General features: G+C 72.1%; 14 protein-coding genes. 6 read left to right on the forward strand and 8 right to left on the reverse strand.

Features of this window, described 5'->3' with window-relative positions; all coding sequences use genetic code 11:
- Nucleotides 1-93: 93 nt before the first annotated feature.
- Both pruA and ABZ860_RS34745 read right to left on the reverse strand, forming a co-directional pair.
- Nucleotides 94-1,767, reverse strand: coding sequence for an L-glutamate gamma-semialdehyde dehydrogenase (gene pruA / locus ABZ860_RS34740; protein WP_357228622.1), 1,674 nt, complete (start codon nt 1,765-1,767; stop codon nt 94-96).
- On the reverse strand, nt 1,767-2,678 hold the full coding sequence (locus ABZ860_RS34745) for a proline dehydrogenase family protein (RefSeq protein WP_357228625.1): 912 nt from the start codon (nt 2,676-2,678) through the stop codon (nt 1,767-1,769). The genes pruA and ABZ860_RS34745 overlap by 1 nt, the downstream gene beginning before the upstream one ends.
- 83 nt (nt 2,679-2,761) lie before the next feature.
- Here ABZ860_RS34745 and ABZ860_RS34750 point away from each other — a divergent pair, with 83 nt between their 5' ends.
- Nucleotides 2,762-3,814 carry a helix-turn-helix domain-containing protein gene (locus ABZ860_RS34750; RefSeq protein ID WP_357228627.1) on the forward strand — a complete coding sequence of 351 codons (1,053 nt, stop codon included), beginning with the start codon at nt 2,762-2,764 and terminating at the stop codon, nt 3,812-3,814.
- 79 nt (nt 3,815-3,893) lie between these two features.
- Here ABZ860_RS34750 and ABZ860_RS34755 read toward each other — a convergent pair whose 3' ends face one another.
- From ABZ860_RS34755 to ABZ860_RS34775, 5 genes are all read right to left on the reverse strand, one after another.
- Complete coding sequence (locus ABZ860_RS34755; RefSeq protein ID WP_357228629.1) at nt 3,894-4,334, reverse strand: hypothetical protein; 441 nt, start codon at nt 4,332-4,334, stop codon at nt 3,894-3,896.
- 93 nt (nt 4,335-4,427) lie between these two features.
- Nucleotides 4,428-5,519: an RNA polymerase subunit sigma-70 gene (locus ABZ860_RS34760; RefSeq protein ID WP_357228632.1), complete on the reverse strand. Its 1,092-nt coding sequence runs from the start codon at nt 5,517-5,519 to the stop codon at nt 4,428-4,430.
- A gap of 44 nt (nt 5,520-5,563) precedes the next feature.
- Nucleotides 5,564-6,799: a glycoside hydrolase family 16 protein gene (locus ABZ860_RS34765; RefSeq protein ID WP_357228634.1), complete on the reverse strand. Its 1,236-nt coding sequence runs from the start codon at nt 6,797-6,799 to the stop codon at nt 5,564-5,566.
- Nucleotides 6,800-6,889: 90 nt separating this feature from the next.
- Complete coding sequence (locus ABZ860_RS34770) at nt 6,890-7,942, reverse strand: glycosyltransferase (protein WP_357228637.1); 1,053 nt, start codon at nt 7,940-7,942, stop codon at nt 6,890-6,892.
- 437 nt (nt 7,943-8,379) lie between these two features.
- Nucleotides 8,380-10,185, reverse strand: coding sequence for a SpoIIE family protein phosphatase (locus ABZ860_RS34775; RefSeq protein WP_357228640.1), 1,806 nt, complete (start codon nt 10,183-10,185; stop codon nt 8,380-8,382).
- Nucleotides 10,186-10,282: 97 nt separating this feature from the next.
- Here ABZ860_RS34775 and ABZ860_RS34780 point away from each other — a divergent pair, with 97 nt between their 5' ends.
- Nucleotides 10,283-10,993, forward strand: a complete 711-nt coding sequence (locus tag ABZ860_RS34780) for a GAF and ANTAR domain-containing protein (protein WP_357228642.1) — start codon at nt 10,283-10,285, stop codon at nt 10,991-10,993.
- A gap of 61 nt (nt 10,994-11,054) precedes the next feature.
- On the opposite strand, the gene ABZ860_RS34785 is transcribed toward ABZ860_RS34780, so the two are convergent.
- Nucleotides 11,055-11,411 carry an STAS domain-containing protein gene (locus ABZ860_RS34785; RefSeq protein ID WP_357228645.1) on the reverse strand — a complete coding sequence of 119 codons (357 nt, stop codon included), beginning with the start codon at nt 11,409-11,411 and terminating at the stop codon, nt 11,055-11,057.
- Nucleotides 11,412-11,597: 186 nt separating this feature from the next.
- Between ABZ860_RS34785 and ABZ860_RS34790 the strand changes: the two genes are divergently transcribed.
- From ABZ860_RS34790 to ABZ860_RS34805, 4 genes are all read left to right on the forward strand, one after another.
- Nucleotides 11,598-12,377: a SigB/SigF/SigG family RNA polymerase sigma factor gene (locus ABZ860_RS34790; RefSeq protein ID WP_142557195.1), complete on the forward strand. Its 780-nt coding sequence runs from the start codon at nt 11,598-11,600 to the stop codon at nt 12,375-12,377.
- Between the two features lie 120 nt (nt 12,378-12,497).
- On the forward strand, nt 12,498-12,914 hold the full coding sequence (locus ABZ860_RS34795; RefSeq protein ID WP_357228648.1) for an ATP-binding protein: 417 nt from the start codon (nt 12,498-12,500) through the stop codon (nt 12,912-12,914).
- 15 nt (nt 12,915-12,929) lie between these two features.
- The gene (locus ABZ860_RS34800; RefSeq protein ID WP_357228651.1) at nt 12,930-14,228 is read left to right on the forward strand and encodes an NAD(P)/FAD-dependent oxidoreductase; all 1,299 of its coding nucleotides are present in this window, start codon (nt 12,930-12,932) and stop codon (nt 14,226-14,228) included.
- Between the two features lie 161 nt (nt 14,229-14,389).
- A complete protein-coding gene (locus ABZ860_RS34805; protein WP_357228653.1) occupies nt 14,390-14,524 on the forward strand; it encodes a hypothetical protein in 135 nt (44 codons plus the stop codon).
- Nucleotides 14,525-14,565 lie beyond the last annotated feature (41 nt).

Below are 14,565 nucleotides of genomic sequence, written 5' to 3' on the forward strand. Positions count from 1 at the left end.
TAAATTGTCTTTTTGTTGTGGCGGGGTTGTTGAGCGAGACCCGGGGGGCCCCCCCGCCCCCGGGCGGGGGGTCCCCGCCCCCCCCGCGACCGGTCAGTAGCCGAGGTCGCCGAGGTCGGGCTGCTGCCAGCCGCCCTGCGGCACGTCGCCCTTGTACGGCCCGCTCACGACCGGAGGCACGAAGGTCTCCTTGATCGTGCGGGCGTTGACCCAGCGGATCAGATTGAAGATCGAGCCGGCCTTGTCGTTGGTGCCCGAGGCGCGGGCCCCGCCGAACGGCTGCTGCCCGACGACCGCGCCGGTGGGCTTGTCGTTGACGTAGAAGTTGCCCGCTGCGAAGCGCAGCCGTTCGGTGGCGTCGTCGATCGCGTACCGGTCCTGCGCGATCACCGACCCGGTCAGCGCGTACGGCGCGACGCTCTCCATCTGGTCCAGCACGGTGTCGTAGGAGGCGTCGTCGTAGACGTGGACGGCGAGGATCGGGCCGAAGTACTCCTTCACGAAGACCTCGTCCGTGGGATCGGCGCACTCCAGCACCGTCGGCCGCACGAAGTAGCCGGCCGAGTCGTCGTAGGAGCCGGTGAGCACCTCGATCGAGTCCGCCGAGCGCGCCCGGTCGATCGCCTCCCTGTGCTTGGCGAAGGCCCGCGCGTCGATCACCGCGCCCATGAACGTCGACAGGTCGCCCGACACGTCGCCCACGGTGAGCGACTCGGCCGCCGAGACGAAGTCGTCGCGCATCCGGGTCCACAGCGAGCGCGGCACGTACGCCCGGGAGGCCGCCGAGCACTTCTGGCCCTGGTATTCGAACGCGCCCCGCAGCAGCGCGGTCGACAGCACACCGGCCTCCGCGGACGGGTGGGCCAGGATGAAGTCCTTGCCGCCGGTCTCGCCGACGAGCCGCGGGTAGCCCCGGTAGCCCGTGATGTTCTCCCCGACGGTGCGCCACAGATGCTGGAACGTGGCTGTCGAGCCGGTGAAGTGGATCCCGGCCAGCTCGGGGTGGGGCAGGGCGACCTCGGAGACTGCGGCGCCGTTGCCGGTGACCATGTTGACCACGCCGGGCGGCAGCCCGGCCGCCTCCAGCAGCCGCATGGTGAAGTGCGCCGCGAACTGCTGCGTCGGCGACGGCTTCCACACCACGACGTTGCCCATCAGCGCCGCCGACGCCGGCAGGTTGGCCGCGATGGAGGTGAAGTTGAACGGCGTGATCGCCAGGACGAAACCCTCGAGCGGCCGATACTCCATGCGGTTCCACACACCCGGCGCCGACTGCGGCTGCTCGGCGAGGAGCCGCCGGGCGTAGGCGACGTTGAACCGGAAGAAGTCGATCAGCTCGCACGCGGCGTCGATCTCGGCCTGCTGCGCCGACTTCGACTGGCCGAGGATGGTGGCCGCGTTGAGGGTTGCCCGCCACGGGCCGCTGAGCAGCTCGGCGGCCCTGAGGAACACGGCGGCGCGCTCCTCGAACGGCAGGGCCCGCCAGCGCGGCGCGGCCTCCAGCGCCGCGTCGACCGCCGCCCGCACGTCGGCCGTGGTGGCGTCGGCCGTACGGCCGAGCACGGCGGCGTGGTTGTGCGGCTGCACGACGTCGATCGGGGCGCCGCCGGCCATGCGCCGCTCGCCGCCGATCGTCATCGTCAGGTCGAGGGACGCCCCCGACAGCTCCTTGATCCGGGTCTCCAGGGCCGTGCGCTCGGCGCTGCCCGGTCCGTACGCGTGGACCGGCTCGTTGGCCGGCACCGGGACTTCGGTGATCGCATCCATCATTTACCCCTCAGAGCGCGAAGGAAGAAGGCGACGTTGGCCGGGCGCTCGGCGAGGCGGCGCATGAAGTAGCCGTACCAGTCGTCGCCGTAGGGGACGTAGACCCGCACCCGCGACCCGGCCGCGGCCAGCGCCGCCTGCCTGTCGGCCCGGATGCCGTAGAGCATCTGGAACTCGTAGTCGTCCGGGCCGCGCCCGGCGCTCACCGCGAGCGACTCGGCGATCGCGATCAGCCGGTCGTCGTGGGTGGCCACCATGGGGTAGCCCGTGCCCGGCATGAGCGCCCGCAGGCACCGCACGTACGCGCGGTCGACCTCGGCCTTGCTCTGCCAGGCCACCGAGGCGGGCTCGGCGTAGGCGCCCTTGACCAGCCGCACCCGCGACCCGGCGAGGTCGCGGCAGTCGGCCTCGCTGCGGAACAGGTAGGCCTGGATCGCCACACCCGTCTCCGGGAAGTCCTCCCGCAGCGCGCGCAGCACGCCGAGCGTCGCGTCGACGGTGGTGTGGTCCTCCATGTCGAGGGTGACGGTGGAGCCGCACTCGCGCGCCGCCGCGCAGATCTGCCGCGCGTTCTCCAGGGCCATGCCCGGGTCGAGGGCCTGGCCCACGGCCGACAGCTTGACCGACACCTCGGCCCGGTCGCCGAGGCCGAGCGGCCGCAGCTCCTCAAGCAGCGAGACGTACGCCTTGGCGGCGGCGACGGCGGTCCCGGGATCCCGGACCTCCTCGCCGAGATGATCGATGGTGACGGACAGCCCCGAGCCGGTCAGACGGCGCGCCGCGGCGACGGCGTCCGCGGTGGACTCCCCGGCCACGAAGCGGTCGACGACCTTGCGCGTGAGCGGGAGCCCCGACACGGCCCGGCGGGCGAGCGGGCTGCGCGAGCCCGCGAGAAGCAGGGAACCGAGCATGGCCCCAGGCTAAATCCGCACGTCACGGAAGTTCCACGGACATCCGCCACAGCATTTTTCGACAAATGCACAAGAATGTCAGCATGCAAGACATCGTCGATGAGATCTCCCGGCTGCTCGACGCCTCCGTGACGCTGGAGGACCGATCGTTCAACCTGCTGGCGTACGGCGCGCAGAGCGGGGACATCGACCGCGTGCGGCAGGAGTCGATCCTGCGCAGGCACGCGTCCGACGAGGTGCGCGCCCACTTCGAGGCGTACGGCATCGCCACCGCGACGGGCCCGGTGCGCATCCCCGGGCTCCCCGGCCTGCTCGGCCGCGTGTGCGTGCCGCTGCGGCACGGCGGGGTGACCTACGGCTACCTGTGGGCGCTCGAATCCGGGGCGCTCACCGACGAGCGGCTGGCCGCCGTCGCGCCGCTGGTCGGCCGGGCGGCCGCGCTGCTGGCCACGCAGGCCCGCGGCCGGCACGCCCCGCTGCGTCAGTTCTTCTCCGCCGACCCCGCGGTCCGCGCCGCCGCCGGGGTGGACGTCGAGGGACCGGTGACGGCGGTGGCCGTGCGGACGCCGGCGGAGCTCCCCGGGCCGCCGCGCACGCTGCCGCGCGGCGTGCTGGCCGACCCGGACGTGACCGACACGGCGGTGGACGCGCCGCTGCTCGCGGTGCTGGCGCCCGCCGCGCAGGCCGCGCATGTCGCACGCCTCCTGCACGGCCTGTACGGCATGGCCGCCGGGGTCGGCGGCCCGCGCGACGACCCGGGGGAGGCGTGGCAGAGCTGGCGGGAGGCGCTGCTGGCGCTCCGGGTGGCCGGGCACGTCGAGCGGCACGCCCCGGTCGCCGACTGGAGCGCGCTCGGCGTCTACCGGCTGCTGGCCCGGCTGTCCCCGCGCGACCTCGCCGACCTCGCCGCCGAGTCGGCCGCCCTCACGCCCCGGATCGCGGCGAGCGTGGAGGCCTATCTCGACCACGCCGGGCAGGTGCAGGAGACGGCGGCGGCGCTGGGCGTGCACCGGCAGACGCTGTACTACCGCCTGGGCAAGGCCGGGCACCTCACGGGCCTCGACCTCGCCGACGGGGAGAACCGCCTGCTGCTTCACCTGTCGCTGAAGGCGGCGGCCCTCCTGGGTCGTGTCTGACGGATCACCCAGCCGTCCGGATCCACGCTCGCGACGGGCGGCACCTGCCGGACCCCCGTCCCGGCCCGCCCGTGCGGGACTATCCGATCCTGGTCATGACGGAGTCGTAGCCCCCGCCGCCCGGGTAGTGCCACCGGCCGGTCATCGCGTCGCCGTCGGCGGTGAAGGTGCCCCGGAAGTACGCCGGAGACCCCTTCTCGCCGAACCAGATGGTCAGCGTGTCGCCGTCGAGTTCGTAGACGTAGTCCAGCGTGTCGCCACTGCTGCCGTAGTAGCGCGACTTGATGTCCTCACTCGGCCTGTCGGCCCCGTAGGACCTCTCACGGCCGATGACCTCGACGCCGACGATCGGCTGGCCGTCCTGCTCCATCCGGATGTCCTGGATGAGGAAGAAGCCCCCCTCCATCCAGCGGTAGGTGACCGTGCCCTCCGAGCCGCCGGTCACGCGCCAGGAGCCGACCAGCCGGTCCAGCGCCCTGACCTGCTCGTCGGGCTGCGTCGTCTCGATGATGTCCGGCATGGTGTTCCCCTTCTCCGTTGGTGGCGTTCTGCGATACCGCTCGTACGACGATGCGGGCCGGGAAAGGGAATCGGTCCGCGCGGGCATCCGATGTCACGATCCGGTAACGGCCTGTTCGACGGAGAGCGGCAGGCCGAACAAGGACAGCACCTCGGGGCCGAAAGTAGTGATCTCCGTGATGAGGCCGTCCTCGGCGCACAAGACGTCGATGTTGACCGCGGTGTAGGAGGTCTCGCCGGGCCGCCGCACGTAGTTCGCCACCGCGGGCTGCCGGTTCACCGCGAGCGGGACGCAGTGCCACTCGCCCCAGCGCTCCTCGCCCTCCAGGACCGGACGCCACATGTCGAGCACGGCCGCCCGCCCGTCGTACACCAGGGCGGCGGGCGGCATGGCCTGCAGGACGTCCTCGCGCAGCAGCGCCGCCAGCGCCGCCAGGTCGGCGTTCCTGGAGGCGGCGACGTAGCGCTCCAGCAGGTCGAGCTCGTCGCGGCTGGGCCGGGTGGCCGCGGCCCAGTCCGCCCGCCGACGGGGCATCCGCTCGCGCAGCGTCGCGCGGGCGCGCTGCAACGCGCTCTTGACCGAGGCGACGCTCATCTCCAGCGCCTCGGCGGTCTCGGCCACCGGCCGGCCGACGACGTCGCGCAGGATCAGCACGGCCCGCTGCCGCGGCGGAAGATGCTGGATCGCCGCCAGGAACGCCAGCTCGACGGTCTCCCTGGCGATGGCCACCGCGTCCGGCCCGCCCTCGTCCGGCGCCGCCAGATCAAGCAGCTCGTCCGGATAGGGCTGGAGCCAGGCGACGTCGGCCGCCGCCGGACGCCCCGGGCTCTCCGAGGCGTCCGCCGCCATCACCTCGCGGGCGCGGGCCGGGCCGGACAGCGCGTCCAGGCAGGCGTTCGTGGCGATCCGGTACAGCCAGGCCCGGAACGTCGAGCGTCCCTCGAAGCTCTCCCGCGCCCGCCAGGCGCGCAGCAGTGTCTCCTGCACCAGGTCCTCGGCGTCGGTGAACGACCCGAGCATCCGATAGCAGTGCACCCGCAGCTCGTGCCGGTGACGCGAGGCGAGCTCGCCGAACACGGCCTCGTCGCCCGCCCGGATGGCCTCCGCCATGGGATCGGCCGCCGTGGGATCGGCCGCCATGGGATCGGCCGGGAGTTCCCCGGCCGTGCCGTGCCGTTCGCTCACACTCGCCCCGCGTCTCCGTCAGGCATTCGAGATCATCCGGAAGGCTACCGCTCCGGAGCCCGGTAGACCCGCACCCGGTCGACGTACACCGTGCCGCCGGAGGCGTCGTTGCGCAGCACCAGGCCCAACGGGGACCGGGGGACGTACGGGCCGGTGTAATTCCACACCTGCCTGCCGTCCAGCCAGAAGGTCACCCGGCCGGGCAGCCAGTCGACGGCGACCGTGTGCCACTGGGTGAGGTCGGCCGCCGTCTCGGCCCGCGCCAGCTCCCGGTCCCGCCGGACGGAGAGCTCCGCGCGCCGCCCGCCCGCGATTCCCGCCACGCCGATCGCCGCGTCCTCCGTACCCGCGTCGTCCGTCTCCGCGCCGTCCGTCCCCGCGAATCGCGCGGATTCCCGGATGTCGTCCTGAGGACCGGCGTATTCCGCGTCGTCGCGCCACGAGTCGTCGTACCCTGATCCGCCGTATCGGGAGTCGCCGTATCGCGAGTCACCGCGCCGCGAGTCTCCATACTGGGCGGTGTCCGACCGGGCGGACTGCAGCAGCGCGACGGGAAGCGCGCCCTCCTCGGCCCGCAGCCGGACCTCCCAGCGGCCGTACCGCTGGGCCGACGTTCCGGACAGGCCCGCGCTGCCGCCCGCGGTGAGGCGCAGCGCCTGCCCGCCGAAGTCATCGGCAAGGGCAGGATCGCCCCAGCCGCCGGCGGAGGCGCCGGACGAGCGGGGCATCGGCGTGCGGGACGGCGCACGCGACGGCGACGAGGACTCCCGCCCGGCCGCGTTCGCGCCCCCGGGGATCGCCCGGGCGGGCGTGCGGTCCGCCCGGGGCACGTCCTCCGGTTCGATGGCGTCCACGACGACCGGCCGGTCCGCCGTGCGCACGGGCCGCGCGAGCCGCATCGGCGGCTCGGTCTCGGTTCCGGCCGTGGGCGCGGGCGTCGCCCGCGGGGCGGACGAGAGGCCGGGAGACGGAAGGGGAGACCGGCTGGGGGAGGGGCGCGGCGACGGGTTCGCGGGGATGTCGCCGATCTTCTCCGCCACGGTGGCGTCGCCGGTCTTCTCCGCGGCCTCGTCGCCTTTACGGCCCGCGGGTGCGGCGGCCGCGGTGGCGGTCTGCGTCGCGCTCAGCCCCGCCGCGTTCGCGTTTCCCGGCAGCGCGCCGGACGAACCGGGGGAGGACGCCGACCCCTCTGCGGTGGACTCGCCCCCGGCGTTGAACACCTTCGTCGAGTCCCCGCTTGAACAGGCCGTGGCGGCGGCGATGAGCATCGCCGCCGCCACCGCTAAACCAGGCCCATGACGTGACATGAGCCGAGTTAATCACATGATTTCACTCAGATAACGGCCTAAATCCGGTAATATCGCTTGCCTTTACGCGCACGTCTTCTCGTAAACGCGGAGCAGTTCCATGCTGATTCGCTCGACCGAATAGCGGGAACGGGCGCGGTCGGCGGCCGCGTAGCCGATGGCCGTGCGCAGGGTGGCGTCGCCAAGCAGGCGGCGGATCCGGTGGGCGATCTCCAGCGGGCGGTCGGGCCGGGTCAGGAATCCGGTCACGCCGTCCACCACCGAGTCGAGGTGCGCCCCGGCGGCCGAGGCGATGACCGGGATGCCGCAGGCCATGGCCTCCAGCGCGGCCGTGCCCGTGGGAACGGTCGGCGGCAGCGACAGCACCAGGTCGGCGCTGCGCATGAGCTTGGGCATCGCGGTGTGCGGGACCATGCCGAGCATCTCCACGCGATCCGCCACGCCGTGCTCCCCGGCGAGGGCGCGCAGCCGCTCGACGCTCTGGTCGTCGCCGCCCGCGATCACGAGCTCGGCGTCCGGTACGGCCCGCAGCGCGTGCACGGCCCAGTCGGCGCCCACGTGCCCCACGTGGAGGAGGCGAGGCCGCTCGCCCCTCGGGAAGGCGGGGCCCTGCCGGCGGAAGCGCTCGATGTCCACGCCGTGCGGGACGACCGAGATGTTGCGGCGCGGCACGCCCATCCGGATCAGCTCGGACTCCTCGTCGGCGCAGGCGGCGATGACCGCCCTGGCCCGGCGGCCGATCGCGCACTCCAGCCGCCGCACCGGCGCGGCGCTCCGGGCGTCGTCGTAGTGACTGTGGAAGGTCTGGGTGACCGGCACGCCCAGGCCCTCGGACCCGGCGATGGCGGCCAGGCCGCTGGACCACGAGTAGGCGTGGATGATGTCCGGGCGGTGCTCCCGCCACCTGCGCCGCAGGCCGTCGCTGAAGTCCGAGATGTAGGGGAGGAGGTCGCTTTCCGACAGCTCCACGTCGGGTCCGGCGGGCACGTGCTCGACGCCGTCCCCCTGGACCTTCGAGCGGGTGTAGACGGTCACCCGGTGGCCTCGGCCCAGCTCACGGGCGATGGCGGGAGTGTCGGGAGTCAGTTCGTGCGCGGAGACGATCGCGATATCCATGGCACACCTCGAGACAGGAAGGCGTCTGAAAGGGTGTGCCTGCGTCCTAGGCACGATCGATGTAGATGATGTTTACCTTACTCTGATTCGCGCTAAACGCCTAATCGGGAAAAATCATGCCGACTCCTGCATCCGGGACGTGGCCGCCTGCGGCCGGATCCGGCAGCCGCCCTCCTCCTGGCGAACGTCCAGGTGGTCGCAGATCTGGCGGGCCACCCACAGGCCGCTCGTCCGGGCCGGGCCACACCGGCTCGGCCAGGATGCGGACCCGGCCGCGCGCCGCGTTGCGCTCCCGGTAGCGCAGGAAGGCCGCCGCCCGCTGAGCGGCGCGGCGGCCGAAGCAGGCGCTCTCGGCGTAGTCGACGCGCCGGGCGTCGCGCCCCCCACGCACGCGTCCCTTTCAGTCCACCACCCCGGCGAGGCGGGGGCGAATCCCGTCAGCGGGATCGGCGCAGCGTGAGGACGGTGATCTCGTCGACCGCGTGGCTGCCGCAGAAGGCCCGGTGGTCCTCCTCGATGGCCTTGACGACCGCGCCCGGGGGCTGCCCCGCGCAGCGGGCGAGGGCCTCGGTGAGCCGCTGCTCGCCGTAGTTGTCCCCGGCGGGGCTCTGCGAGCCCACCAGGCCGTCGCTGTACAGGACGAGCGTCTCCCCGGCCGACAGCGTGAGCTCCTCCGTCGCGGGCATCGAGCCCTCCTCGAAGCCCAGCGGGACGCCGCCGCCCTCGGAGAACCGTACGCCGCCCCCGGGCTGGATCAGTGCCGTGGGATGGTGCCCCGCGGAGGCGAGGCGCACCTTGCGGCCCCGGACGAAGCCCGCGGCGGCCATCACGAACAGGCCCGTGTTCTGCGCGACCAGGGCGTCGCTGACCTTGCGCAGGGCCTGCCCCGGGTCGTCCTCCCACACGCTCAGCACGCGCAGGCCGTTGCGGACCATGGCGATGACGGCGGCCGCCTCCTCGCCGCGTCCCGCCGCGCTGCCGATCACGAAGCCCCACCCGTTCTTGACAGGGAACACGTCGTAGAACTCGCCACCGATGGCGCGCATGCCGGAGCCGGGGTGGTAGACGGCGGCGATCTCGAAGCCGGGGATCTCGGGGAGCGTGCGGGGGAGCACGCCGGTCTGCAGGGTGTCGGCGGCCTGTGACCGGCGCTGGAACCCCTGCTGGGCCCGCATCGCCAGGCCGAGGTGCAGGCCGATCTCCTCCATCAGGCCCAGGTCGGCCAGGCCGAACGGCGGCCGGTCGCGCAGCCGCACCAGCGTGAGCACGCCGCGTGCCTCGTCGTCGGTGCGGATCGGCACGCTGAGCAGCGAGCCCGCGCGCATCGCCTGGAGCACGTCGCCGCCGAGCAGGGAGTCGTCGGTGAGCATCTCGTGGACGACGCCGCTCTGCGTGGTCATCACCTGCTCCACGACCGGAGCCAGCGCGGGCGGGGCCTCCTCGACCGTCCGCTGCAACCGCCCGACCGGCTGGTCGCTCGGGCCGATGACGACCGACCGGACCAGGCCGCCGTCCCTGGCGACGTCCGCGATCACCCAGTCGGCCGTCTCCGCGGCCAGCAGGCGGGCCGCCCGCAGCAGGGCGACGGGCTCGCGCAGGCTCTCCTCGTCCAGCAGCAGCCCGGTCAGCCGCGACAGCAGCTCGTGACGCCTGGCCGCCGCGAGGACCGCCGCGTCGTCGGGCACGCCCGCCTGCACGGCCGGCTCGGGCAGCTGGACCTCGGTGGGCAGCACGACCCCGGCGATCATCTCCTGCGGCTCACCCGGCATGCGCAGGCGGCTCAGCACCAGCCGTACGGTGTGGGCGCGGCCCTGGTGGGCCAGCCGGGTCTGGAACGAGGCGCTGTCGTCGCCGTGGAGGACGGCGGCGAAGCGCTGCCGGAACGCGGCCCGGGCGGTCACGTCGACGAGCAGGGGGAAGGCGCGGCCGAGGAGGTAGCCGGCGGGGCTGCCGAGCAGGCGGGTGGTCTCGTTGTTGATACGGCGCACCGTGCCGCCCGTGTCCATGATGATCACGGGGATCGGCAGCGCGCGGAAGACCTGGCGCAGCAGCTTCTGCTCGCGCTGGCTGCCGCCGTCCCTGCGCCTGCGGCTGCGGGCCAGCTCGCTCAGGGCCTTGCGGACCAGTTCCTCGGCGGCGTCCAGCTCCCGTAGCATCGCACCCGGATCGGGATCGTCCCGTAGGGTGGCGATGCGGTCGGCGAGCCCGCTCAACGCGCGCTCGAGCTCGGCGGTGTCGGGCAAGCTGCCCCCCTCTCTCGACGTAGACGCTACGCCAAACCCCGGGTCTAATCGATCCAGCCTGGATTAACCCGATAACTATGGGAATGGTCTTTCTACCATGGAGACGACATCCATTCTCGCCCGTGACCTCGCGGCACTGGGCCGTGTGACGGAGGGCACGTCGGCCGAGAGCGTTCTGCGCGGCATCACCGAGGCGGTCGCGCGCGGCGTCCCCGGCTGCGCCGGCGGCACCGCCGAGCTGTGGATGGAGGAGCGGGTGCTGCTGGCCGCCTCCCACAGCGAGCTCACCGCCCTGATCGACCGCGAGCGCGACCTGCGCGAGGGCCCGTCGAGAGAGGCGCTGTCCACCGGCCGTCCGGTGACGATCCCCGACGTGATGCGCGAGTCCCGCTGGTCGCGCTACGCCGCCACGGCCGTGCGGCAAGGGGTGCGCTCGGTCCTCGTCGTGCCGATCGCGGTGGAAGGCGCCGTAGTGATCATCGGCCTGTACGGCGTGCGTCCCGGCGTGTTCAGCTCCGGCGGCCCGCTCATGGCCCTGCTGCGCGAGCAGGTCACCGTGGCGCTGGCCAACATCTGGGAGTTCGACGACGTCCTGACCGGCGCGGCGCAGATGCAGGAGGCCCTGGCGGGCCGGTCGGTCATCGACCAGGCCAAGGGCATCATCATGTCGAAGAGCGGCTGCTCGGCCGAGGAGGCGTTCGAGGAGCTCAGGCGGGTGTCGCAGCACCACCAGGTCAAGGTGGCCGATCTGGCCAAGCTCCTGGTCACCGAGCACCAGCAGAAGCACGGAGGAGCCGCCCCGGCCTGAGCGGGCCGTACGCGCGGGCGGCGGCAGCGTGATGGCAGAGGGGCGGCGGGCGCGGCGGGGCTCAGGCGGCGAACGCGGCCAGGGCCTCGTCGAGGGTGTCGAACAGGGGCAGCCGCTCGGACAGGCCGGTGACCCACATCACCTTGGAGTTCGGGTATTGCACGGAGACCAGCGCGAAGTTGCCGCCGGCCGTGGTCGAGCGCTGCCAGTGGTGCACGATCAGGCCCAGCGCCCGGGAGTCCATGAACGTCACGCCACCCAGGTCGAGGATCATGTGGGGGCCGTGGTCGTCCGCCTCGGCGTCCAGATAGTCCGAGAACTGCTCACGGGTCGTGGCGTCGAGGACACCGTTCACATGGATCACCACAATGTCCCCCGCCATGCTGGACGTCAGGGACAGCAGTCCGTTGTTAGACACCTCGCGCCTCCTCTGCGGCAACATTACTGGTGCCGAAGGGGTGGTGATACTCCTGATTTTGGGGCAATATACTGAAGCAGAGGTCCAGCAGAGGGCCTCGTCTCGATACTGTAGCGAGGCGTGCCTTCTGCGTGGTCACCCCGACGCGTAGGCGCCCTCGCGAGAAAATACGAGGGGACTGCGCAGATGGCTGCCGAGGTCCGTGCAGAGACCGTCAGCAATCCGACCGCCGAAGAGCTCCTGGCCGAGCTGGCCGAGGACGGACTGTCCGAGGAGCGGCGGGAACGCCTCCGTGAAAAGATCGTAGAAATGCACCGTCCGATGGCGAGGGACATCGCCCGGCGGTACCTCAACCGTGGCGAGCCGATGGAAGACCTCCTCCAGGCCGCGTATGTCGGCCTCATGAAGGCCATCAACGGCTTCGACCCCACCCTGGGCCACAGCTTCCGCGGGTACGCCATGGTCACCATGACCGGCGAGGTCAAGCGGCACTTCCGGGACCGCACCTGGGCCGTCCGGGTGCCCCGCCTCTACCAGGAGCGCCGGGCCGAGCTCAACCGGCACGTCGCCGACATGACCCAGGAGCTGGGCCGGTTCCCCACCGTCGCCGAGCTCGCCAAGAAGATGGGTCTGTCCGAGGAGGACATGCTCCTCACGATGGACGCCTCCGCGGCGTACAGCACGCTCTCCCTCGACGCGCCGATCGGCGCCGACGACGACGCCGCCGCCCTCGGCGACGTGATCCCCGAAGAGGACGACGCGCTCGACACCCTGGTGGACACCGAGGCGCTGAAGCCTCTCATCGACCTTCTCCCCGAGCGGGAGAAGAACATCCTCCTGCTGCGCTTCTACGGCAACATGACGCAGGCCGAGATCGCGGCGGAGTTCGGCATATCGCAGATGCACGTCTCACGGATCCTCCGCAAGACCCTCGACCAGCTCCGGGCGGAGCTCGTCGCGGGATGAGAGGATGCGACGATGCCCGGGACACCGTCTGTGCCAAGGCGGTGTCCCGGGGTATCTTCGTCCTGCCCACAGCCCAAAGATCCTGAGACGGCCAGATTTCCGGCGGGAGGCGTGTACCGGGTGAAAGATGACGGCGTTCCCGCGCACGTCACCAGAGCGGCGAGGGAGCGTGCCTTCTCCTTAGCCGATCTGCCCGATCTGCGGGAGTTCGCCGCCGCCGAGGCGCTGCGCCGCGGGATGCGGGAGGACGCGATCGGCGACTTCCTCGTCGCGCTCAACGAGGTCGCCACCAACGCGGTCACCCACGGGTCGACCAAGGCGCGGCTGGGCATCTGGCGCGAGGGCCCGGTCCTGGTGGTCGCCGTGCACGACGACGGCCGGGAGTGGCGTCTCGAGAGCGAGCCGGGCCACGACCCGCCTCCGGAGGACGCGACCAGCGGCATGGGACTGTGGGTGGCGCGCATGCTGAGCAACGATCTCCACGTCACCACGGGTCCCAGGGGGACCACGGTGACGATGCGTTTCCTCCTTGAGTAGGGGTAGGGGACAGCCATGGCTGTCCCACGGATTCTGATCGTCGGCGGCGGATACGTCGGCATGTACACAGCACTCCGCCTGCAGCGCAGGCTCCGCCGCGGCGAGGCACTCGTGACCGTCGCGGACCTCGACTCCTACATGACCTACCAGCCCTTCCTGCCGGAGGCGGCCGCCGGGAACATCGAGGCGCGGCACGTCGTCGTCCCGCTCAGGCGGGTGCTGAACAGGTGCCAGATCCTCAGCGGGCGGGTCACCCAGGTGCGGCTGGGCGACCGCAAGGCGGAGTTCACCCCGCACGAGGGGCCCGACCTCACCATCGACTACGACTACCTCGTCGTCGCGCCGGGTTCGATCTCACGGCTGCTGCCGGTGCCAGGCCTGGCCGAGCACGGCATCGGCTTCAAGACCATCGAAGAGGCCATCGCCCTGCGCAACCACGTGCTGGGCCGCCTCGACATCGCCGCGTCCACGCCGGACGAGGAGGTCCGCCGCAGGGCCCTCACCTTCGTCTTCGTCGGCGGCGGCTACGCCGGCGTGGAGGCCCTGGCCGAGCTGGAGGACATGGCGGCGGGCGCGCTCAAATACTTCAGCGGGCTGCGCCGCGAGGACATGCGCTGGGTGCTGGTGGAGGCCACCGACCGGATCCTGCCCGAGGTAGGCCCGGACATGGGCAAATGGACGGCCCTGCAGCTGCGCGAGCGGGGCATCGAGATCCGCATGGGCACGCTGCTGAAGTCCGCCGAGGGCGGCCGCATCGTGCTGAGCGACGGCGAGGAGTTCGACGCCGACACCCTCGTCTGGACGGCGGGCGTCAAGCCCAACCCGCTGGTCGGCGCGGGCGACCTGCCCCTGGACAAGAAGGGCAGGATCAGGGTCGATCCCTGTCTGCGCGTGCACGGCACCGACTTCGCCTTCGCCGCGGGCGACTCCGCCGCCGTCCCCGACCTCACCCGGCCGGGCGAGTTCTGCCCGCCCAACGCCCAGCACGCCGTACGGCAGGCCAGGACGCTGGCCGACAACCTGCTTGCGGCGCTGCGCGGGGAGACCCAGCGGCCGTACCGGCACAAGTACGCGGGGTCGGTGGCGAGCCTGGGACTCTACAAGGGGGTCGCGCAGATCTACGGCCGGGAGCTTCGCGGCTTCCCCGCCTGGCTGATGCACCGCACCTACCACCTGACGCGGATGCCGACCTTCAACAAGAAGACCCGGATCCTCATGGACTGGACGCTCGGGCTGTTCTTCCCCCGGGAGATCATCTCGCTGGGGGCCATCGAGGAGCCGCGCAAGGAGTTCACCCTGTCCGCCCGCTCGTGAGCGTCGCGGCACCCGGCACCTCCCACCTTCGGCGCCGTCGCACGCCGCTGTGGCGCTGTGGCGGCGCCTTGCCGTCGCCATACCACGGCTGAACTGGCCTTCCCTACCGTGGGGCCATCCCTGGTGAGCGGCTTCGGCCCCCTGGAAGGCGAGGAGTAGCCATGCCCGAGGCGAACGACAACCCGAGCGTCGAGCCGGAGATCACGGACGAGGAAGCCCCCGAGGTCGTCGCGCACTCCGAGGAGGAGTCCGAAGACAATCCCGACTGCTACGGGATCCACATCGAGAACAACTAGGCCCAGCCGGCCGACATCCTCCGGACGCCCCGGCGCCTGCC

The sequence above is a fragment of the Microbispora sp. NPDC046973 genome, assembly GCF_040644495.1.
Classification (GTDB): domain Bacteria; phylum Actinomycetota; class Actinomycetes; order Streptosporangiales; family Streptosporangiaceae; genus Microbispora.